At 33.2% G+C, this 23,006-nt stretch carries 18 protein-coding genes; 10 read left to right on the top strand and 8 right to left on the bottom strand.

What is annotated here, in order from left to right:
• Window positions 1-93 precede the first annotated feature (93 nt).
• The 10 genes from LNP81_RS15310 to LNP81_RS15265 all read left to right on the top strand — a co-directional run bounded on the left by LNP81_RS15310 (window position 94) and on the right by LNP81_RS15265 (window position 9,225).
• Window positions 94-1,365 carry a sterol desaturase family protein gene (locus LNP81_RS15310; protein WP_230037275.1) on the top strand — a complete coding sequence of 424 codons (1,272 nt, stop codon included), beginning with the start codon at window positions 94-96 and terminating at the stop codon, window positions 1,363-1,365.
• A 7-nt stretch (window positions 1,366-1,372) separates the two neighbouring features.
• Window positions 1,373-2,050, top strand: coding sequence for a lysoplasmalogenase (locus tag LNP81_RS15305; RefSeq protein ID WP_230037273.1), 678 nt, complete (start codon window positions 1,373-1,375; stop codon window positions 2,048-2,050).
• 242 nt (window positions 2,051-2,292) lie between these two features.
• Window positions 2,293-2,745 (top strand): 2-dehydro-3-deoxyphosphooctonate aldolase, encoded by a 453-nt coding sequence (locus tag LNP81_RS15300; protein ID WP_230037272.1) that lies wholly within the window; start codon window positions 2,293-2,295, stop codon window positions 2,743-2,745.
• Between the two features lie 15 nt (window positions 2,746-2,760).
• Entirely contained in the window at window positions 2,761-3,141 is a 381-nt protein-coding gene (locus LNP81_RS15295; protein WP_230037270.1) for a hypothetical protein, read from the top strand.
• 16 nt (window positions 3,142-3,157) lie between these two features.
• A complete protein-coding gene (locus LNP81_RS15290) occupies window positions 3,158-3,478 on the top strand; it encodes a hypothetical protein (protein WP_230037268.1) in 321 nt (106 codons plus the stop codon).
• Window positions 3,479-4,189: 711 nt separating this feature from the next.
• A complete protein-coding gene (locus tag LNP81_RS15285) occupies window positions 4,190-4,981 on the top strand; it encodes an arylamine N-acetyltransferase family protein (protein ID WP_230037266.1) in 792 nt (263 codons plus the stop codon).
• A 270-nt stretch (window positions 4,982-5,251) separates the two neighbouring features.
• A complete protein-coding gene (kdsA, locus tag LNP81_RS15280) occupies window positions 5,252-6,070 on the top strand; it encodes a 3-deoxy-8-phosphooctulonate synthase (protein ID WP_055097995.1) in 819 nt (272 codons plus the stop codon).
• Between the two features lie 17 nt (window positions 6,071-6,087).
• A complete protein-coding gene (locus tag LNP81_RS15275; RefSeq protein WP_230037264.1) occupies window positions 6,088-6,990 on the top strand; it encodes a hypothetical protein in 903 nt (300 codons plus the stop codon).
• Window positions 6,991-7,246: 256 nt separating this feature from the next.
• Entirely contained in the window at window positions 7,247-7,933 is a 687-nt protein-coding gene (locus LNP81_RS15270; protein ID WP_230037262.1) for a YiiX family permuted papain-like enzyme, read from the top strand.
• Window positions 7,934-8,124: 191 nt separating this feature from the next.
• On the top strand, window positions 8,125-9,225 hold the full coding sequence (locus LNP81_RS15265; protein ID WP_230037260.1) for a PAS domain-containing sensor histidine kinase: 1,101 nt from the start codon (window positions 8,125-8,127) through the stop codon (window positions 9,223-9,225).
• A 66-nt stretch (window positions 9,226-9,291) separates the two neighbouring features.
• Here the strand turns inward: LNP81_RS15265 and LNP81_RS15260 are convergent, their stop codons facing one another.
• The 8 genes from LNP81_RS15260 to LNP81_RS15225 all read right to left on the bottom strand — a co-directional run bounded on the left by LNP81_RS15260 (window position 9,292) and on the right by LNP81_RS15225 (window position 22,775).
• On the bottom strand, window positions 9,292-10,680 hold the full coding sequence (locus LNP81_RS15260; protein WP_230037258.1) for a M20/M25/M40 family metallo-hydrolase: 1,389 nt from the start codon (window positions 10,678-10,680) through the stop codon (window positions 9,292-9,294).
• A 163-nt stretch (window positions 10,681-10,843) separates the two neighbouring features.
• Entirely contained in the window at window positions 10,844-12,766 is a 1,923-nt protein-coding gene (locus LNP81_RS15255; protein WP_230037256.1) for a discoidin domain-containing protein, read from the bottom strand.
• A gap of 60 nt (window positions 12,767-12,826) precedes the next feature.
• Entirely contained in the window at window positions 12,827-13,612 is a 786-nt protein-coding gene (locus LNP81_RS15250) for a glycerophosphodiester phosphodiesterase family protein (RefSeq protein WP_230037254.1), read from the bottom strand.
• Between the two features lie 127 nt (window positions 13,613-13,739).
• Window positions 13,740-16,040 (bottom strand): beta-glucosidase BglX, encoded by a 2,301-nt coding sequence (gene bglX / locus LNP81_RS15245; RefSeq protein ID WP_230037252.1) that lies wholly within the window; start codon window positions 16,038-16,040, stop codon window positions 13,740-13,742.
• A gap of 93 nt (window positions 16,041-16,133) precedes the next feature.
• Complete coding sequence (locus tag LNP81_RS15240; RefSeq protein ID WP_230037250.1) at window positions 16,134-16,847, bottom strand: carboxylesterase family protein; 714 nt, start codon at window positions 16,845-16,847, stop codon at window positions 16,134-16,136.
• A gap of 8 nt (window positions 16,848-16,855) precedes the next feature.
• Window positions 16,856-18,235 carry a glucoamylase family protein gene (locus tag LNP81_RS15235; protein WP_230037247.1) on the bottom strand — a complete coding sequence of 460 codons (1,380 nt, stop codon included), beginning with the start codon at window positions 18,233-18,235 and terminating at the stop codon, window positions 16,856-16,858.
• A 69-nt stretch (window positions 18,236-18,304) separates the two neighbouring features.
• Window positions 18,305-19,768: a RagB/SusD family nutrient uptake outer membrane protein gene (locus LNP81_RS15230; protein ID WP_230037245.1), complete on the bottom strand. Its 1,464-nt coding sequence runs from the start codon at window positions 19,766-19,768 to the stop codon at window positions 18,305-18,307.
• Between the two features lie 4 nt (window positions 19,769-19,772).
• Entirely contained in the window at window positions 19,773-22,775 is a 3,003-nt protein-coding gene (locus LNP81_RS15225; protein ID WP_230037243.1) for a SusC/RagA family TonB-linked outer membrane protein, read from the bottom strand.
• Between the last annotated feature and the right edge of the window lie 231 nt (window positions 22,776-23,006).

Raw genomic sequence — 23,006 nt, 5'->3', positions numbered from 1 at the left:
TTTAAACTTAGATTCTATTTGATTGTTTAATTGTAAATAATTTAAAAAACATTCTATTTTATTCTATATTTGAATAAAATAGAATGTTTTTTTATGGAAGAATATGGAAAGATATTGATTGTCGCTACGCCTATTTTTTTAGTATTAATTATAATCGAAAAAATATACGGCATTTACAAAAAGGACGACACTGCTCCTTTGATCGATAGCGTATCGAGTATTAGTTCCGGAATTACCAATTCTGTAAAAGATGTTCTTGGATTAAGCCTGACTTTTATCTCTTATGAATGGATGGTTTCTAAAATTGCCATTTATCATTTAGAAGCCAACGTTCTCTCCTATTGTATTGCCTTTTTTGTCATCGATTTTTACGGTTACTGGAGCCATCGATGGGCACATCAAATTAATCTTTTCTGGAATAAACATGCAATTCATCATAGCAGTGAAGAATTTAACCTTGCCTGCGCTTTGCGCCAGCCTATTGCGAGTCTGGTTAATTTGTTTACTTTTTTATTGATTCCTGCTGCGTTATTGGGCGTTCCTGCTACAGTAATTGCGATCACTTTGCCACTGCACTTGTTTTTGCAGTTTTGGTATCATACAAAGCATATTAAGAAAATGGGGGTTCTGGAATACATTCTGGTTACTCCTTCGCATCATCGTGTACATCATGCTATAAACCCCGAATATTTAGATAAAAACCATTCACAGATTTTTATTTTTTGGGATAAGCTTTTTGGTACTTTTCAGGCTGAATTAGAAGATGTTCCGCCTGTATTTGGCATTACAAGACCTGCCAATACCTGGAACCCGATCCGGATTAATTTTCAGCATTTGAGTCTATTAATAAAAGATGCCTGGAGAGCCGAAAACTGGAAAGACAAACTCACCATCTGGTTTAAACCAACGGGCTGGCGACCTGAAAATTTTGACACAAAATATCCTGTAAATAAAATTGATAACGTTTTTGATTTTGAAAAATACGGCACACAAAACTCACAAAAATTAATTTACTGGTCTGTAGCACAGGTTTTAATTACGCTTTTGTTTGTGACTTATTTATTTGATAATATCGCTAAAATTGGTTTACCCAATATTTTTATCTACGGTTTATTTATTCTGATTACTATCTATAGCTACACAGAGTTGATGGACAAAAGCAAATATGCCATTTTTTGGGAAGGTTTACGTTTGATAATTGCGATTGCAATTGTAGCGTATTATGGAGATTGGTTTGGCTTAAATCATAGTTTTTCTATGAGTAATTACATTATTTTAGGTTACCTGAGTTTGTCGTTTTTAATTTCGATTTACTTTGTAACCATTGATTTCAGAAACCAAACAAACCAAATAATAAATTCATAAACTACTTATGAGAAACGCTACCTTTTTTAAAATTTATGTCGTTTTTAGTATTTTATATCTGATTATCCTGTTTACAGGGCACGAAAATTTAGATTTATACTTTAAACCGGCATTAATCCCTTTATTGGGATTTGGAGTTTATTTTCATCGCAAATTTCCTTCCAGAAAGATACTCTTAACCGCTCTTCTTTTTTCCTGGATTGGAGATGTCGTTTTACTTTTTGCGGATATAGCCGAAATCTATTTTATATTGGGATTGGTTTCTTTTTTGATTGCGCATATTGCTTATTGTGTTCTTTTTAACAAACAAATCATAGGAGAAATTCAGATCAACAAGGTTCTTTTTGGAATTGGAAGTATTGTAATTGCTTTGTATTTAACGGGTATGATTTTAGTTTTAATGCCAAAGCTGGGCGACTTAAAAATTCCTGTTATTGTTTATGCAGCTGTTATTTCGACTATGTTGTTATTTGCTTTTAATGGGTATTTAATATGGAAAAAACCCGGGGCTTTATATATTTTTCTGGGAGCTGTATCTTTTGTGATTTCAGATACTATTTTGGCTTTTGACAAATTTTATGCACCAATCGAAAAAAGTTCTTTTTTTATTATGCTAACGTATCTTGTGGCACAATATCTGATTGTAGTGGGGATTATAAGACTGAATGCACAAAAATTAGATTAAAAATTAGCCCACGGATTTTAACGGATAAAACTGATTTACGCTGATTTTTTTAATTTGTGGATCTTGATAATTTGTGGCAAAAAAATGTTTCGCAGATCAAATGATTATTTTTTTTCTCGCAGATCTTGCAGATTTAGCAGATTTTTTTTTAATCTTTTAATACATGTGAAAAATAAAAATTCGTGAAATTCGGAACAAAAAGAAAAAACACTTTTACATTTGTACTACCAATACCTTAAACCATGAAAAAAATAGCTCTTTATATCATTTTAATAATTACTGCAACTTCTTGTGTAAGTACGAGATCGACTTTGAAAAATGTTGATGATAATGCTCCCGATTTGGTTTTGAAGAAAAACAATACGTTCGAAATAAAGCTTTTTAGTACTGATAAAAAATACGGTTTCGATCCTGATTATCCGGTTAATATTTTCTTTAGAAACACAAAAGATGAAGCTACAAACGAAACTCGTTTTTTAAATGCTCTGGCTGGACCAAACGGGGAAAAAATTACTTATATCCGTTTAGAAACCTGTTGTCCTTTCCCTACTAAAAGAAGTGATATGGGCGCAGGATTTTTGAATGTTTATGAATTAAAATGGGAAGGACAAAAAAAACCTATTAAGTTATATTTGAATATTTATGAAAAAGGAATTTTGATGGTTCCGATGGGATTGAGTTTGAAGAAGGAGTAATTTTACTATTATAAAATGGTCAGGAAAATAATTCTACGTGTTCTGCTCTTCTTTTTATGCCTTTTTGTATTTATGGCCTGGACATTGTATTTAGTTGAAATTGAAGATCATTATGGTGATTTACAGGAAATCTATTTCGATTCAAAAACTGGCGATATCATTATCAATAAGCAAACGGAAGAATTTGGTATTATTTCGAAAAATTGGAAACGCGCTGATGTAATTACAAAGAAAAATGATACTTTGGATTTATATGATATAATTTATGTAAATCAAAAAGAAAATAAATATGAAGTTTTTAGAAGTAAAAAAGAGCTAAAAATAGAGGAATTAAGTTTCGAAAAAATAGTAACATTAAAAAAGGATAATTCGTTACGAACTATCATAAAGAATTAAAAACAATCATTAAATCATGTACGGAACAGCTCCATTAATTTTAATTATTCTTCCATTATTATTTCAAATTATAGCTGGCAGAAAAGCAATTGGAGAAACTATATCTTTAAAATTCGGAACGGTTTGTTTGATTAGTTTTTTTTCGCAAATAGTGTTATCGATAATAGCTTTTTACGTTTCCTCTTATAATTTTAATAAATTTTTAGAACAAAATCCAAATTCCTTTAGATGTGGTATGGGGTTTCTTGGTCTCATTATGTTGTCTCTTCTCTTAACTTTTATTCTTATAGTTGTCATAATTATTCAGTACTTCATCAAAAAATCTTATGAAGATTAATTGTTTTTTTAAGCTTATAACCACTATTGATTATCACTCTCATGCATAATTGAGGAGATATTCCTCCTTCGCTAGCGCGAGCGTCCCGCTCGTGCCCGCATGATTTAAATTGATTTTGATTATCGGCACGAGCGGGATGCTCGCGCTAGCAACAGAGAAATAAATTTGATATGAAATTACTATGATTAAAACCAAAACAGCTTTTATAATTTTTATAGCTTTAACTCTCATAATATTTCCTTATTATATTTTAATTCTGAGTATTGATTCTGATTTTTTAAATTCAATAATTCCAGGTTGGCATACTACTATTATTCCGATAAGTATAATTTCAAATCTGTTTAAATTCTTAGTTCTTATTATCGTTTCATTTTATTATTGGCGATTATCTACAGTTGTAAATGAAATAGATTTAAAAAAATTTATAATTCATTTTTTACTGACGATTCCAGCAGTTTTAATTGCAAAATTGAATGTCTACGATTTTGTTAGAACAGATTTATACAGTGCTAAAAGTTTTCTATCAGTAATTCAAACAGTTGTTTTTATTAATATTTTCTTCAATATTCTATTTTTTACCGGACAGGTTTTCTTTGGGATTTTTTATAAGAGAACCAATCGCTCACATCGGTGAAAATTAAGTTAAATTATATCTTTACTCCCACAAATGCCATAATTTTGATTGTATTGATAAAACGAAAAAAAAATAAAATGGAACAATTAAAAAACAATTATAAAATTGAAGCTCCGGGTTTCGATTTACAGCAATATTTAAAGAGAATTAAGTTTGAGGGAGAAATTCAATTGAATTTAGAAGGCATAAAAAAATTGATGCAAAGCCAGATATTTAGTGTGCCTTTTGAAAACATTGATGTGCAGGCAGGTAAAGCTATTTCCTTAATTGGTGATGATATTGTAAACCAAATTGTGACTAAAAATCGTGGCGGATATTGCTATCAAATCAATGGTATTTTTTCGTTAATGCTTCAGGAAATTGGTCTTCCGCATTATTATATTGCGGTTCGCCCTTTGGTTAATCCTGATCCGAATGCGAAAACTCATTTGGCAATAATTGCTACCATCGAAAACGAAGAATATCTAATTGATTTGGGGTTTGGCGGAAACAGTATCAGAGAGCCTTTAAAACTGAGTAAAATTGGAACTGAGATTCAGCATGATTGGGATACTTTTTCTTTGGTTAAAACAGATGAAAATGAGTTTTTATTGCAAATTCTGATCGGAAAAGAATGGACTAATTTATATTCGTTTGATTTGACTCCACAAAGATGGATCGATTTTAAACCTGCCAATTATTACAATTACTCGAATCCGGATTCTGTATTTACCCAAAAATTAATTGTGGTTTTGCAAAATCCGTCAGGCAAAAAAATATTATCAAAAAATTCGTTAAAATCAGTAACCAACGGGATTGCCGAAATCATCTCTTTTGAGGACAATCAACTGGATACTGTTTTGGAAACAGAATTTAATTTGAAGGTATAATTTGAAGTCTTTTGAGGAGATATTCCTCATCAAATCCCGTAATTCCACTACGAGTTTAGCCGTGATAGCAGCGAAAATCATTTTTTGAGAAAGCCTATTTTTTCTGGTTTTTGCAGAGCGACCGGAGGAAGCTCCTGCAAAGACCAAGAAAAAAAGGGTTTAGAGAAAAATATTGTAGCGGATAGCGGGATTGGCTTCTTAAAATAATCTTAAATCTTCATCTCGTATTCATAAATCATGACTACCTTTGCACTGTCAAAAAATCATATTATGAACATACAACATATTCCACAAATTAAGCATACTGAAAGCGGAAACTTCTTTTTATTGGCGGGACCTTGCGCTATTGAAGGTGAAGAAATGGCTTTGAGAATTGCTGAAAAATTAGTTGGTATTACCGACAAACTTCAGATTCCTTATGTATTTAAGGGATCGTTTAAAAAAGCCAATCGTTCGAGAATTGATAGTTTCTCTGGAATTGGTGATGAAAAAGCATTGAAAATTTTAAGAAAAGTTTCTGAAACTTTTCACGTTCCTACTGTAACAGATATTCATACTAATGAAGATGCTGATATGGCGGCGCAATACGTTGATGTATTGCAAATTCCTGCGTTCTTAGTTCGTCAGACTGATCTTGTTGTGGCTGCGGCTAATACAGGAAAAGTGGTGAACCTGAAAAAAGGACAATTTATGAGTCCTGAAAGCATGAAACACGCTGTACAAAAGGTACTAGATTGCCAAAACGAAAACGTTATGGTTACAGATCGTGGTACTATGTTTGGTTATCAGGACATGATTGTTGATTTTAGAGGAATTCCTACTATGCAACAATATGCGTCTACGGTACTTGATGTTACGCACTCGTTGCAACAACCTAACCAAACTGCCGGTGTTACAGGCGGAAGACCTGATATGATTGAAACTGTTGCCAAAGCGGGTATTGCTGTTGGGGTTGACGGTATTTTTATCGAAACTCATTTTGACCCTGCTAATGCAAAAAGCGATGGTGCTAATATGCTTCATTTAGACTATTTTGAAGGTTTAATGACGAAATTGGTTGCCATTAGAAAAACAGTTAATTCATTTTAATTTTTAATACAAGTTCATTGAAAACAAAAATTTTATTTTTCTTCATGATGTGTGTTTCTTTAAACACTTTTGCTCAGGAAGAAATTGCAGTACAAAGATATACGGCTCACAATAAAGGAAAATTTTTCGTTTCGTGGGGAGGTAACAGAGACAGTTACACGAAATCTGATGTAAATTTTAGAGGGAAAGATTACAACTTTACGGTTAATGATATGAAGGCTCATGATAAGCCAAAAGGATGGCATGTTGATTATGTGAATCCTGCTAACATGACGATTCCGCAAACTAACTTTAGAATGGGGTATTTCTTTAGCGATCACTATAGTGTTTCGATTGGCTGGGATCACATGAAATATGTGATGACTCAGAATCAGATAGCTAATGTTACTGGTAATATTAATTTACCTGCTGATCAGGCTGGATCTTTTTACAATGGCGATTATAATAATACGCCTGTAAATATGGCTCTAAATGGTGCTCAGGAAGGTGGTATTGCGGGTGGTACTCAGGGAAATCCTCCAGCTTTTTTAATGTATGAACATACAGATGGTTTGAACTATATTAACACTGAGGTTTCGAGACATGATGATATTTCGAAATTGTTTGGTATCACTAATACTGATAAGGTTCAGATCAACTTAACTGAAGGTTTAGGTGCAGGACTTTTATATCCTAAAACAAATACAACTCTTTTAGGAAAAGAACGCCATGATGATTTTCACGTTTCCGGATATGGTTTATCTGCAAAAGCGGGAATTAACTTTACTTTCTTCAAGTATTTCTACTTGCAAGGGGAGCTAAAAGGTGGTTACATTAACATGCAGGATATTAAAACTACAAGAAGTAATGATGATAGCGCTTCGCAGGACTTTTTCTTTTTTCAAAGAATTATTGCTGTAGGCGGAATCTTTAGAATCTAATATTTCTCTTCAAATTATATTTAAAAATAGTTATCATTTTGGTAACTATTTTTTTTTGCCTTTTATTTGTTGAGTAAGAAAAAAATCTCGCAAAGTCGCGGAGTCGCAAAGTTTTTTTTTTTCACGCAGATTTAGCAAATTATAGCAGATATAATTTAAAAATTTGCTATTTATAATTATCTGCTCGCATCTGCTTGAATCTTTTAAAATCTGCGTGAAATATAATTTTACGACTAAAATACCTTAAAACTAAAACATGAAAAAATCAAAATATTTATTTATTGGCATTACATTTTTATTGAGTTTTGGCTGTGCTTTGTTTGTTGCCATGAAGGTTTTTCCGAACAATCCTTTTTCTTCTCAGGCTAAGAATAAAGGAGAAACTTCTGTGTTGAATAAAATTCAGGATGGTGATATTATTTTTCAAACTTCGGAATCAAATCAGTGCGAAGCGGTTCGAATTGCAACTAATTCGAAATTTTCGCACTGCGGATTAATCTATAATATAAACGGAAACTGGTTTGTTTTTGAAGCTGTACAGCCTGTAAAACTAACCCGATTTGAAGATTGGATCAACCACGGAAAAGATCATAAGTATGTGGTGAAAAGACTAAAAAATGCTGATGCAATATTAACTCCAGCGATTTTGCAAAAAATGAAAGATTACAGCCAGAAGTTTATGGGTAAAGAATACGATGCTTATTTTGATTGGTCTGATACGAGAATCTATTGTTCTGAATTGGTTTGGAAAATTTATAAAAATGGTGCTAATATCGAATTATCTAAATTAAAGCAGTTGAAGGATTTTAATTTAACAGATCCGAGGGTGCAAAAAATTGTGAAGGAAAGATATGGAAATGATATTCCGCTTGAAGAAAAAGTAGTTGCTCCTGTTGATTTAGTAGACTCTGATTTATTGAAAACTGTCATAGATACTTATTAATGCCTTCATGAAAATAAACAGAGGCAAAAACATTTATAAGATTTTACTTCTGCATTGTTTAAGCTAAAATTGTTGTTCAACGAATTAAAGTGTTTTTAAACGAAAATCTCCACTAAGCTGTTAAATTTCTACCATTAATGTAAAATTTTAATATTATTTTAGTAATGTAATTTCAAAATTAGGTTTAACCTATGACTAGTAGCGCACCTAACATTACCAAAAATACGATTGACTTTTTCAATCAGTTTGAAGAGTTTTTTGATTCTTCGCCAGATTTATTGTGCGTAGCAGGATTTGATGGATATTTTAAAAGAATAAATCCATCTGTATCTAAATTATTAGAATATAGCGAGGAAGAATTATTCTCGAAACCTATAAATGATTTCATTTTTGAGGCAGACAGAATAAGTACAACGAATGCCCGAAAAAATCTTACCCAAAAAATTGGATTGTATAATTTTGAAAATCGCTATGTAACAAAAAGCGGTAACGTAATTTGGTTATTATGGACTTCTTTTCCAATACAAAAAGACAAACTTGTTTTTGCAATTGCGAAAAATATCACCTTTAAAAAAGAGCTTGAACAAGAACGAAATGCACACTTAACTGAACTTACTAAAATAAATAACGAACTTAAACAGCTTACTTATACTACCGCCCATGATTTGAGATCTCCGGTAAATAATTTATTGGCAGTTTTTGATCTTCTGGACACATCGACCATATCAGATCCTGAAACACTTGAACTGATTTCGATAATTGAAATCGCTACGCAAAGCCTTAAAAAAACACTAATTGACCATGTTGCAATCCTGGATAAAAAAAATGAGGAAGACAATCAATTGGAAATATTGAATTTTGATATTGTATTAAAGGAAGTTTTGCTTTCTATAAATTCGCTGATTCATAACTCAAAAGCAAAAATTACGATTGATTTTTCTGAAGCAGAAACTGTTCTTTTTAATAAAACCTCCTTAAAAAGTATTTTTCTAAATCTAATTACCAATGCTATCAAATACGCTAAACCCGGTTCTTTGCCTGTTATTAATTTTAACTCGCATCGTTTTAACGGAAGTACGCAACTGACCATTACAGACAACGGAATTGGTTTTGATATGGAAAAGATAAAGGACAAGATTTTTGGGCTTCATCAAAAATTTAACTCACGAAAAGACAGTAACGGTATTGGATTGTATTTGGTTTACAATCATGTCAATAATCTTGGCGGACATATTTGCCTGGACAGTAAACTAGATGAAGGTGCCAAATTTACTATTACTTTTAAGGATTAAATTTTAAAACATAAAAAAAGCTATGAACAAAAATCCATAGCTTTTTTATGTTTTATTTTTGGGAACTTAATTTGCTGTCGGAAGAACAATTCCGTATTGGTCAATTAAATAAACCAGTGATGTCATAGTGGCCGCACCAAGTTCTAATTCTCTTTTATTAATAGCATCAAACTTATCGTTTGCAGCGTGGTGATAATCGAAGTAACGTTGAGAATCTGGCATTAAACCTGCTTTTACAATCGTTTTAGAGGTTAAATGCTCGATATCTGAGCCACTGTGCCCTTTTATAAAACTATTAACGAAATACGGCTCAAAAAGATCCTTGAATCCTTGAATCTTTTTTAGATTAGCATCGTCTGCTTCTATAGAAAAACCTCTTGGTGTAAATCCGCCTGAATCACTTTCAAGGGCAAAAATATGATTTTCGTTCTTTTGTTTTGAAACCTCTTCATACTTAGCTCCGCCTTTTCCACCGTTTTCTTCGTTCATAAACAATACTACACGAATCGTATTTTTAGGTTTGTAGTTTAAGTTTTTAAGTATACGAACGACTTCCATACTTTGTACTACTCCCGCTCCATCGTCATGAGAACCATCAGCAAGATCCCAGGAATCTAAATGTCCGCCCACTACCATTATATTTTCGGGAGTTACAGTTCCTGTTAATTCGCCAATTACGTTATGTGACACTACGTCTGGCAAAGTCTCACAAGATTGTTTAAAATAAAACTTTAACGCCGGATTTGCTTTTAACAATTTACTGAGTAATTCAGCCCCATTTGTACTAATTGCAGCAGCCGGGATATATTTGTCTTTTGGTAAATCGCCATAACTTTGATTTCCTGCATGGGGAAAATCATCTAAACGTAAATTTAATGAACGAACGATTGCTCCTACTGCACCAAACTTAGCTGCTTCTTTTGCACCAATACGTCTTTGATCTCCAGCTGCTGAATAAGCATCAAAAGTTCCGACATTTTCCGGGTTCATTGGTCTGTTAAAAAATACAATTTTACCTTTTACTTTATCTCCTAAAGCCCTTAATTCATCTATACTTTGTACCTCAACAATTTCTGCTGTAATTCCTGTTTTTGGAGTTGCAACTGAAGCTCCCAATGCACAAATTGCTACGTTTGTTTTTGTTTTTCCGTCTAAAATATAAGCAGTTTCTTTTTCGCCACGAACCCAATGTGGCACCATAACTTCCTGCAGATACACTTTATCAAGTCCTAAACTTTCTAATTGTCTTTTAGTATACTCTACAGCCTCTGCAGCGCCTTTTGATCCAGATAGCCGGCTTCCAATATCATTTGATAAATATTCTAGCCACGAATAACATTTTGCTTCCGTTAAAGCTTTTTTATAAAACAATTTAATGTTTTTTTCATCATTCGATTGCGCAAACAATGTCAATCCGTTTAAGACCAGAGCAGCTAAAAGAATCTTTTTTTTCATAGGTTTATTGCATTTTGGGTTTATATTCTACGTGGTATTTTACAAAGGAACAAAATTCCGGAGAATTGCCGGAAAATCTCATCAACTATTGCTATAAAAAAAACTCTAATTACAAACCTTTAAGTTTATAATTAGAGTTTTTATCATTTTAGAAAAAATCAAACTATTTTATTTCTATAATCTTATTTTTTGTTCCAATTCCGTTCTCATTAAAAGCTTCGATCGTAAAGTAATACTTTGTTCCTTTGTCTAAACCTCTAAAATCATATAAATTATCGCCGTACACCATTATACTGTTGTATAGTTTATCAGGCGAAATTCCGTAATAGATATTGTAACCAATTGCATCCGTTTGCTTTTTCCATGAGATCATAGCATTTCTTGAATCAGTTTTATTTCGATCGACTTTAAGCGAATTAACCGCTTTTGGTTTTTCTAATAATCCATTCCCGAATACTCTGAAATCTGAGATCGCAAACAATCCTGATGCATTATGAATGTTTTCCATTTTAATGTAACGTGCTTTTATTGATTTTGTTAGCTCTACATAATCGTGAGGAACATCTTTATCATTTTTGGATTTATCAACTACCAAAGTCCAGTTTTTAGCATCATCTGACATGTATATTTTATATTGATAATAAATATCCATTGCTTTATTAAACTGAGTGGCTTTATGGTCTGCATAATTAATCTGCAATGCCTTAATTTCCATTGGTCTTCCTAAATCCATTTGAAGCCATTCTCCCGGATCAGCTGTTTTGGCAGACCAATAACTTTGAATATTTTCATCGGTTAAGTTTTCGGCACCGTAACAAAATTTCTCGTATACTTTTTTACCACCATTATCTACTCTATGAGTTTCTACTTCCATACATTCTTCAGAAGAAGAAACAGTTACCGGTTTTTTATACGAAAGTAACATCCATCCCGTTGAAGCGCCTTTCGTCTGATCGCGTTGCTGTGTTGGCAATACAATTGGGAAATCGCCGTAAGAAGTGATAGAATACATGACATCATCTTTGTCAAAACCTGCCGGGAACATATCGATACGACGCTCAAAACGATCTTTTATCGAAATTTTACAAGTTCCGGTGTTCCAGTAATTACCGTAATTATCAGCAAAAGTATTTCCGTGTCCTGCTCCAATTACAAATCCGCCCGGTTTATACGACATCGGATTGTGTTTTTGATATTCGAAAGGCCCTAACGGACTATTACCAACATGAACTCCATTTGCATATCCTTTAAATTCTGTTGCCGGAGCGCCGTATTGCATATAGTATTTTCCGTTGTGTTTGGTCATCCAGGCACCTTCTATAAAATCACCCCAAGGTGCAGGTTCCATATCATTATTAGGTCCAAAACGTTCCCAGCCATGATTTTTAGGATCAAGACCCACGACTTCTTTTATTTGTCCGTATGGACGTTGAATGTCTTCTACTTCGGTTGCAGCGTACAATTGTGCATAATCTGCTTGATTTCCTACTGGCAACCAAGTTTTATAATCTACTTCGGTACCTACAAGAGGCAATTTTCCACTTGAACCGTAATACATATACACTTTTTTGTCATCATCCTGAAAAATAGCAGGATCCCAGGTCGGCAACATTGCTTTATCTACATGTCGTAACCATCTTCCTGATTTAGGATCGGCAGTTTTCCAGATTGGATGATCTTTTTTCCAGGTTGAACCTACATAAAATAAAGTATCATTTACAACCCAGGCAGCTGGTGCACACTGATCATCATCACCTGGCTCTCTTTGAAAACTTCCGTAAACGAAATTCCAGTCTGACATATCTTTACTCCAAAAGAAACCAGCCTGATTGGTCGCAAATAAGTAATATTCATTTTTATAGGTAATAATTACGGGATCTGCGCTTGAACGACGGGATTCCGGGATTCTATTATGATTATAAGTGGTGTAGTTGTACCCAATATTAATTGGATTACAATAGGTTGACGCAGGTTTATTAGGATCAAACCATTCTGTTTTACCAGGGATACTGGATTTTTGTGCCGAGATATTGATATTAAATCCTATCAAAAGCATCAAAAGCGATATAGACGATAGTTTATACATTTCTTTTATTTTTTGTTTTTAAAGTCAGGTGATGAGAGTTTAAAAGCTATTCTTTATTCTTTATTCTTTATTCTTTATTCTTTCTCTCAATAATTCAGGTTCATTGGTGGTGATATAATCAAACTTGTTTTCGATAATCCAATCCATATCAGCAGCCTCATTAACTGTCCAGGCGTTTAAAATGATCTTATTCTCTTTTGCTTCTTTAATCCATTCGGGATGTTTTTTAAAGAATGAATAATGATAATCTACACCATTGATATTGTCTGCTTTTACTTCTTTTGGAGACTTATTTCCTTCTAAATATTGCAAAACTGCTTTTTGATCTACTTTTCTAATTTCTTTTAGGATTTCGTAATCAAAACTAATGTAACAGGTGTTTTTATCTGCCTTTAGTTTTTTGATCGTTGCAACCGTTTTTAGCGCCGTTTCTTTTCCTCTTTCTTTGCTTATTTCCGAAGGTTTTATTTCGCATACCAAAAGAGTATGTTTATTATTCTTTTTACCTTCAACAATATATTCGTGCAGAGTTGGAAGCTTTTCTCCGTTAGAAAGTTTAAACTTGATTAAGTCAGCATAATTTGTTTCTTCGATAAGCAATTTATTATAATGCGCATCGTGATTAATTATTAATGAATCATCTGCAGTTCTCCAAACGTCAAATTCTGAACCCGGAAGTTTTAAATCGATCGCATGCCTTAGGGACGCAATAGAATTTTCAGGTAAGTTATTTTTTTTCCATGCTCCGCGATGTGCTACGATAGCATTTTTCTGTGCATTACAAGAAGAGAAACCAACTATGATCAGCATTATAAGAAATGCGTAAAATGTTTTATTTGTATTCATTGTATAGAAATTAAGATTTGTATTTTTTAATTTTAGCTATTGAATTTACTTACAAAATAGAGTTTGAAAGCTAAAAAAAAGCCCTCCGAACTAACAACGAAGGGCCAATCAATAATAAATAAACCAACTATTTAGTTAACTCAAAACTAACTTTCTTATCGGCATTTGAATTTCCACCAACGAAAACATCAAACTGCCCAGGTTCTGCTACAAATTGTAAATCAGAATTATAAAATTTTAAATCTTCAACTGTGATATCAAAAGTCACGGTTTGTTTTTCACCCTTTTTAAGTGTAATTTTTTGGAAATTTTTCAGTTCTCTAACTGGTCTTGTTACTGAACCAACTAAATCTCTGATATACAACTGAACTGTTTCTTTTCCATCATATTTTCCAGTATTTGCAACATCTACAGTTACTTTCAATTTTCCTGCAGCGTTCATTTTATCAGCTGAAATTTTCAGGTTTGAATACTCAAAAGAGGTATAGCTTAAACCAAAACCAAATGGAAATAATGGCTCGTTTCTTTCGTCGATATAATTAGATCTGAATTTTTCGAATTTACCTTCTGTGTTAGAAAGTGGTCTTCCTGTATTTTTGTGTGCATAATAAATTGGCAATTGACCAACGCTTCTAGGGAAAGTTGATGTAAGTTTTCCAGAAGGATTTACATCTCCAAACAATACATCAGCAATAGCATAACCTGCTTCACTACCAGCAAACCAAACATTTAAAATTGCAGGAACAGTTTCGTTTTCTTCTTTAATCACTAATGGACGTCCGTCGAATAAAACTAGAACAACTGGTTTTCCTGTTTTTAATAATGCATTTAATAAATCTTTTTGAGCTTGTGGAATTTCTAAATTCGTACGGCTGCTAGATTCTCCACTTAATTCTGCTGATTCTCCAAGAGCTGCAACAATCACATCAGATTGATTTGCTACTTTTAAAGCTTCTGCTAATAACTCTTCTTTCGAGCGACCATCACGGTGTAAGGTTTTACCAAACATTGTTGCGTTAGTTTCAAAAGTTTCATCGTAATCTAAGTTACTTCCTTTAGCATATAATACTTTTGTTGAAGGTCCTGCTACTTCTTTGATTCCTGCTAATAATGAAATAGCATTTTCCATTTTTGTAGCCACACTCCATGTTCCCGGCATATTTTCTTTTGCATCTGCCAATGGCCCGATCAAAGCGATAGTTCCAGATTTTTTAAGAGGTAATACCTGGCCTTGATTTTTTAGTAAAACCAATGATTGTGCAGAAATTGATCTTGCTTCTTTTCTACTGCTTGCAGTAAAGATTTCAGTTTTTGCTCTTTTTTCATCACAATATTTATAAGGATCACTAAATAATCCTAAATCGTATTTCGCTTCCAAAATAAGTTTAACAGCATTATCGATTGTTTCGATCGTTACTTTTTTCTCGTCTAATGACTTTTTCAAAGTTCCTAAGAAACCTTCTCCAACCATATCCATTTCAACACCTGCATTTAAAGACTGAGCAGATACTGCTTGTAAATCTCCCATACCGTGTTCGATCATTTCAGGGATTCCAGTAAAATCAGTTACTACGAAACCTTTAAAACCCCATTGTTTTCTTAAAACATCAGTCATTAACCATTTGTTTCCTGTTGCAGGAATTCCGTCAACTTCGTTAAAAGAAGCCATAACAGATCCTACTCCGGCATCAACAGCTGCTTTGTAAGGAGGAAAATAATCATTGAACATTCTGATATGACTCATATCAACTGTGTTATAATCACGACCACCTTCCGGAGCACCATATAAAGCGAAGTGTTTTACACAGGCCATAATGGAATTATTTTTTGAAAGATCATGTTGTTGGTATCCGTTTACCATTGCAGTTGCAATTCGGCTTCCTAAGTACGGGTCTTCACCAGAACCTTCAGAAACTCTTCCCCAACGCGGATCACGAGAAACGTCAACCATAGGAGAGAATGTCCAGTTGATACCGTCAGCACTTGCTTCCTGAGCTGCAATCTGAGCACTTCTTTCGATCAATCCCATATCCCATGTACAAGATAATCCTAACGGAATTGGGAATGTTGTTTCGTAACCGTGAATAACATCCATTCCAAAAATCAACGGAATTTTCAAACGGCTTTTTTCTACAGCGATTTTTTGTACTTCTCTAATCTTTTGAACAGATTTAATATTGAATAAACCTCCAACTTTACCTTCAGCAATTTTTGTCGCCACATCAGAACTGTTTGCTTGTCCTGTAGTAATATCTCCAGAAGTTGGTAAATTAAGCTGCCCTAATTTTTCATCTAATGTCATTTTCGACATTAATTCAGCTACAAACTCCGACCTTGGTTTAATTTTTACTGTACTTTTAGTATTCTTTTTCTGGGCATAACCCAAAACAGCACATCCTAAAAATAGTAAGACTAATTTGTTTTTCATGTGTATTTAATATTTGTTTTTTAATGGAACATGGAATCGCTTTTCTTCGTTCTATTTGGAATTTGGAATCAAACCGATTTCATTCTATTATATTTATTTGTTCGTATTCATTTTCATTTGTTTAAACATCCAGTCATAAATTTCAGGATTGTCATACACTCTCGACCAGCTATCGTGGCCTGCATCATCAAAAATTGTTAATTGTACATCTTTGGCATTGCACTTTTTTAATTCTTTGTAAATGGTGATCGCATAATCTACCTTTACTACATCATCTAATAGTCCGTGAAAAATTCTGGTTGGAATATTTGCAATTTTACACGCACTTTCTAATTCAATCAAATCAACAAAACCTGAAATAGGTACAATTGCTGCAAACTTATCCGGATATGATAATGCTAAATTCCATGCTGCCCAACCTCCGGAACTTAAACCGGTAACATATATTCTGTCAGGATCTATTTTGTTCTCTTTTTGAATTTTTAAAATCAATTCATCAATAGATTCAATATTCCAATTTTCATCTTCTTTGCATTGAGGAGCTAAAACGTAAGCATCTAATTGATGCGTTTTCAGATATTTTAAAGGTCCATTAATTTTTACTTTTTCAATGTCTGTTCCTTTTTCTCCATCACCCGAAATAAAAACTATTAATGGTTTTTTATCTTTTGTATTGGCCGGTTTGTGTAATGCGTAACCCAATTCATATTTGGTTACTTGTACTGTTTTTATTTTTCCGGTTGTTTCGCTTTGCGCAAAACCCATTACAGAAAATAATATCGCTATTAACGCTATTTTAAATTTCATTCGAAATGCTATTGAATTCCGTATTTCCCGGATTTGAAACCAAGTTTAACTAAGCCTTGTTTTACTTCTGGTGCATTCATGAATAATTTCCATAATAAACCTGTTCTGTAATTTTCAATCATTACTACTTCTGGTCCCTGATCAATTGCTAAATAACGTTTTGCAACCCAATTATCATTTTGTAAACTCAAAGCATCATAAAAACCAGCTTCTCCCCAAGTTTTATCTTTATGATTGTCATAAAGATTTCTTATAAGTGCCATAGATTCTTTTGGCGTATATACAATTGAGCTTATTGCCGCTGTTGGTGATATAACTCCTACATCATTTGTTGGGAAATGTGCATTATACCCGATTGATCCGTCAGGATTTCTTGAATAAGATGCTGATAATCCCCAATAGTCCGGTCCGTAACCTTCAAATTTCTTTGGATTTTCAACACAATATTCATAATCTATTTTTGTTTGGTTCACATTCAAATCCCAATAATTTGCATATTTATCAGTCAATTGATTTGGATCTAAACCAACATAAGAATAATGTGCCCAGAATAAAGGCCCGCCATATTCTTCAGCTCCATTATGTTTTAAGATTAATGGAAGATTATATTTTGTTTTAGAAGAAACAATTCCGCCACTTCTCGCCCATCCTTCATGATATGCTTTTGCATCAATTGAATGTGTTGGCGAAGATGCTGCCAAAACATAAGTTATCAAACATTCGTTATATCCTTCTAAAGGAAAATTCATTTGCCACGCATAAGAAGGCGACCAGTGCCAGTATAATACATTTTTATTATTGGTGTACCATTGCCAGTCAACACCTTTCCAAAGTGCGTCATATTTTTGAGCAACTGCTTTTTCGTTCTCAGAACCATCTTTAAGATATTCACGAACTGTAATCATTCCCGCAACCAAAAATGAAGTTTCGACTAAATCTCCACCATTATCCTTGGTTCCAAAAGGCTTTACTTTTCCTGTATTTCCGTCAATCCAGTGTGACCATGCTCCATGAAAACGATCTGCTTTGCCTAAAAAGTCAGCAATTTTGTTTAGTCGTTCAACTCCTTGCTCTTTGGTAATATAACCTTGAGACATACCTGAAACTAAAGCCATTAATCCGAACCCTGAACCTCCTGTTGTTACGATGTTAGCATCATTTTCAGGATAAACTCCGTCTGGATGATAACGTTCTCTTGCTAATCCGGAATTTGGCTCCGCGTAATCCCAAAAATATTTAAACGTTTGTTTTTGAACTGTTGATAGAAGTTCTTCATCTGTTAATTTTACAGCAACTGCATTCTCTTTTTCATTTTCCTTTGATTTATCAGAATTGGATCCGCAACCAAAAAGACTAAAAACTAATAATAAAACTGAAATTCTAACCATTATAAAAAATTATGTAATTTATAAATAATCACTTCCTTCAATTTATGAAGGAAGTGATTTAAAATTTAATTAGTAACCACCTGGATTTTGTTGAGAAAGTCCACCCGCTTCTCTTAAGAAGGTAGTTGGTATAGGCCATAACTCATGTTTTCCAACAATAAAAGTTTTTCCATCTGCAGCCATAGCTGCCTGAGCTTGTCCTGTTCTCACAAGATCAAACCATCTGTCATGCTCAAAAGCAAATTCTAATCTTCTTTCTTTGTAGATTGCTTTTCTAATATCGTCTTGAGAAGTAAATGGAGTATTTCCTAATCCTGCTCTTTTACGAATTATATTCAACAAAGGAATAGCTTCTGAAGTTTGTCCTAATTCATTCAAAGCTTCAGCTTTCATTAAGATTACTTCTGCATATCTTAAATATCTAAGATTTGTATCTGTAAATTCCTGATTGTAAAATTTTGATGAATATGCTTTATAATTATACATTGCATTAGCTACTGTTGAAGGTACAGGTGTACCGTCGTATAAAACTGAACCTCTGAAAATAATAGTTGCATCTCTTCTAACATCTCCAGGCTCATAAGCATCTGCTAAACCTTTAGTTGGTGTGTTAAATCCCCAACCCCAACCTCCAGCTCCACGAGGAGCCTGAGAAACAGTATAATTTCCAATTCCAAAACCTGGAGTAGAGGTTCCTCCAATTCCATCAATCTCAAAAATAGATTCATTACCAAATTCGCCTTCTTTTTTATATTGATCAGCGTAATCAGCTACTAAAGAATATCCTGTAACTTTATCACAATTGTCAATTACTTTTTGCCAATTTTTTTGATATAAATTTACTTTTGCTAACAAAGCATACGCTGAACCTTTAGAAACTCGCTTTTTATCATTTCCTACGTAAGCAGATTTTTCTGGCAACATATCTATAGCATCTGCTAGATCTTTTTCTATAAAAGCATAAACTTCTGCTGCTGATTTGCGAGTTAACTGCATTTGTTTATCAGCATCTGATATTGGTACACCAGACAAATGATCTACGATAGGAACTCCACCATATCCTTTTACTAAAGTAAAATACATGAAAGCTCTCATAAATTTAGCTTCTCCCTCTAGCCTTACTTTTAAAGCGGGTGTAACTTTATCCAATTTAGGAAAAATATCTAAAGCTTGATTACATCTATTTATTCCTGCATAATTAGCATTCCAGGTAGATTCAAAAGAAGCTGTTGAAGCATTGTAAGTTAAAGCATCAATAATATCTTTGTCCCCACCGGCATCTCCAGGATCCGAACCTTTATCAGCATCATCTGTTATAATACTTGACACTGCATTCCAACCAAAAGAAGACATTTCCCATCCTAAAAACTGATTATATATTGCTGTTACATAACTATTTGCTCCATCATCAGTATTTACCAACTCCGTTTCAACCGGAATTGATTCTGTAGGACTTACATCCAAGAAGTCATCTGCGCATCCTGCAAAGAGCAATCCGGAAAGCACAAACATTGATATATATATTCTTTTCATAATATTAAAATTTTAAATTAGCACCAATAACAAATGATCTCAATGATGGATAAGCATCTAACTCAACTCCTTGAGTACCTTCAACCAATTTACCATCTCCAGTAACATCAGGTGAAAACCCTGAGAATTTTTGAGTGATAAACGGATTTATTGCATTTACATATATTCTGCAAGAACTAATAAATTGGTCTTCTTTAAGTGGAAGTTTATAGCCTAAAGTAATGTTATTGATTCTAAAGAAATCTGCTGACTCCAAGAAAAAAGTAGAAGCGTAAGGTGTTACATTAGAAGGTGCAGGATTAGAAGAAGTCGTATTATTTTGTGACCAGACATCACGTGCTACCGAAGCTTCAATATTTTCTCCTCCAAAACGCTGTGCTTTTTTACCGTTATATACTTTTGCTCCTCCTGTTCCATATCCATCAATAGAAAAATCGATGTTCTTATAATTTAATCCTAAAGTTACTCCGTAAGTAGAAGATGGTAAAAGTGTTCCTACATATTTTTTATCAGTTCTCTCATTTAATGCTGTCTGCACTACTTTATCCCCGTTTGCAGTGTAGTATAACATATTGCCATTTGTTTGATCGATTCCAGCAAATTCATACATATAATAACTACCTAAAGGCTGTCCTACTGAAGTATTATCAAGTATTTTAGTGTTTTGACCATTTCCTAAACTTCCACCAATAATAGGAGATAACTGAACATTTTTAAGATTAGTAAGTTCATTTTTATTGTGAGAAAAATTTCCTCCAACCCAATAACTTAAATTATCATTTATTTTATCATCCCAACGCAATGCAATTTCATAACCTTTGTTAGAAACTTCTCCAATATGTGAAGGCGTAGCTACAGTAATTCCTGAAGTTGAATAAGGTTTAACATTTAAAATTGTGTTTGTTGTATTTTTGTCATATACATCAAAAGAACCTTTCAATCTATTAGTAAACAACTCAAAATCAAAACCTGCAGAAAGTTCTTCTACAATCTCCCATGATAAATTAGGATCTACCTGCGAATTAATTGATGTTCCTGATCCAAGGCTAGGATAATCTAATCCAGAAGTAAAAGTTTGAGTATTCAATGGTACATTCTGATTTCCTAATTTACCCCAAGAACCTCTTAATTTTAATAAATTAAGTACTTCTACTTTACTTAAGAAGCTTTCTTTAGATACAACCCATCCTAAACCTACTGATGGGAATGTTCCCCAACGTTTGTCATCGGCAAATTGTGAAGATCCGTCACGTCTTACTGTACCTGTAAGCAGATACTTATCCATCAATTTATATTGAAAACGTGCAAAATAAGATTGTAATCTTCTTTGATTTAATGCCTCATCTTTATAACCTGTTACTGAACTTGCAACATTGATATCTTTTAAAGACCAATAGTCAGCATTAGCATTTACATTCTTTCTGTCAATAGTTAATTTCTCTCTTGTACCTTGAACATTCGCCTCAATACCTGCGGTAACTTCAACATCATGAATTTCTGCAAAAACTTTATTATACGTTAAGTAGTTAGACAAATTCCAATTAAAATACTCATCTCTAGTTCTTGTCAAAGTGTTTATATTCAAATCTCCAGGATACTTTGATTGTACACGAGTAGGATCTGCTGATAGCCAAAGTGCTACATTATCAACATAATTATATTGTTTGTAAGTATAATATTCTCCATTAAATTGTGAAGTGAATTTTAATGATTTGATAATATCATAATCCAATTTCAAGCCTCCTTGCAAAGTAACACTTTGTTGTTTCTCATTTGTATAATCTAATTGAGCTACAGGATTTCCAACATTATTAAATGAATCACCAGTTTCACCTACAACTCCATTTGAAATAAATGGCACACCATATTTTCCATCTGCATAACGCACAGGAACTAGTGGAGATTGTCTGTAAGCATTTGTAAATGCACTTAATGGCATTGGATTATTTTTTACTGTACTTACACTCATATTTTGAGTTATCTTAACTTTTTCTGACAGTTTAAACTCATTATTATTTCTAATAGTAGTACGTCCGTAATCAGATCCGTTCAAAATTCCTTTTTCTTCGTAATTTCCAACACTAAAAAAGTATTTTACATTTTCTGAAGACCCAGAAATGGCAATATTGTTTTGAGTAAAAGATCCTGTTCTTGTAATTTTATCAAACCAATTAGTGTTATAAGGTTGATTTGCAGAGAATCTGCCATTTGGAAAATCTCCTATGTAAGCAGCATTGCTGTAACGTACATATTCATCAGCATTTGCCATTTTTACATTTTTTAGAGGAGTTCTAAAACCTGCAAAACTTTCAACTTCAACATTCATTTTTCCTTTTCCTGCTTTAGTTGTAATCATAATTACACCATTTGCACCTCTGGTTCCATAAATAGCTAATGAAGATGCATCTTTCAAAATTTCGTAAGATGTAATGTCATTAGTATTAATGTTGTTGATATTCTCAGTTGGCATACCATCTACAACATATAAAGGATTTCTACCTCCCAATGCTGTTCCAGCCCCTCTAATTACAACTGATGGTGTACTTCCAGGAGCATCAGAACTAGATACCTGAACCCCTGCAGCTTTACCTTGAATAGCTTGCGAAGCATTCATTACTTTCATTTTGGTAATTTCTTCAGATTTAATTGAACTTACCGCTGAAGTATTATCAATTTTCTTTCTGGTTCCATAACCAATAACAACAACTTCTTTTAAGGCTGTATCTTCAGCTTCTTTTAATGTAATTGTCATTGGTGCGGCAGTTGCCGGTACAGAAACTGCATCAAAACCCAACATTGAGACTTTTAATATATCTCCTGGTTTTGCATTGATAGTAAAGTTTCCGTCAAAATCTGCGTCAGTTGTAGCTTTAGCATCAGAGGAAGCAATAACTGCTCCTGGAACTCCCATTCCGCTACTGTCTACGACTTTTCCTTTAATTGCTTGTCCAGACATATAAGCCGGAAGCAGCAAGAGTGCTAAAAAGCTAAAAATAAAATTTTTCATACAGTTCGTAATCATTTAAGTTAGTAGAGCCAAATTAAACAATTACAACGTTGTAGTACATCATATACCACTACTACATAGCTACATCATTATGTTAAAACATTATCATATACTAATGATTACCAATGCTTTAAATGTTAAATTAATTTCATTAACATAACGTTATGATGTAGTAATGATGTATTGGAATTATATAAAAAATGATACTTAAAAATATAAAATCCTTAAATT

It is taken from the genome of Flavobacterium piscisymbiosum (genome assembly GCF_020905295.1).
In the GTDB taxonomy this organism is placed as follows: domain Bacteria; phylum Bacteroidota; class Bacteroidia; order Flavobacteriales; family Flavobacteriaceae; genus Flavobacterium; species Flavobacterium piscisymbiosum.
This window is presented reverse-complemented; position numbering and strand designations above follow the sequence as displayed.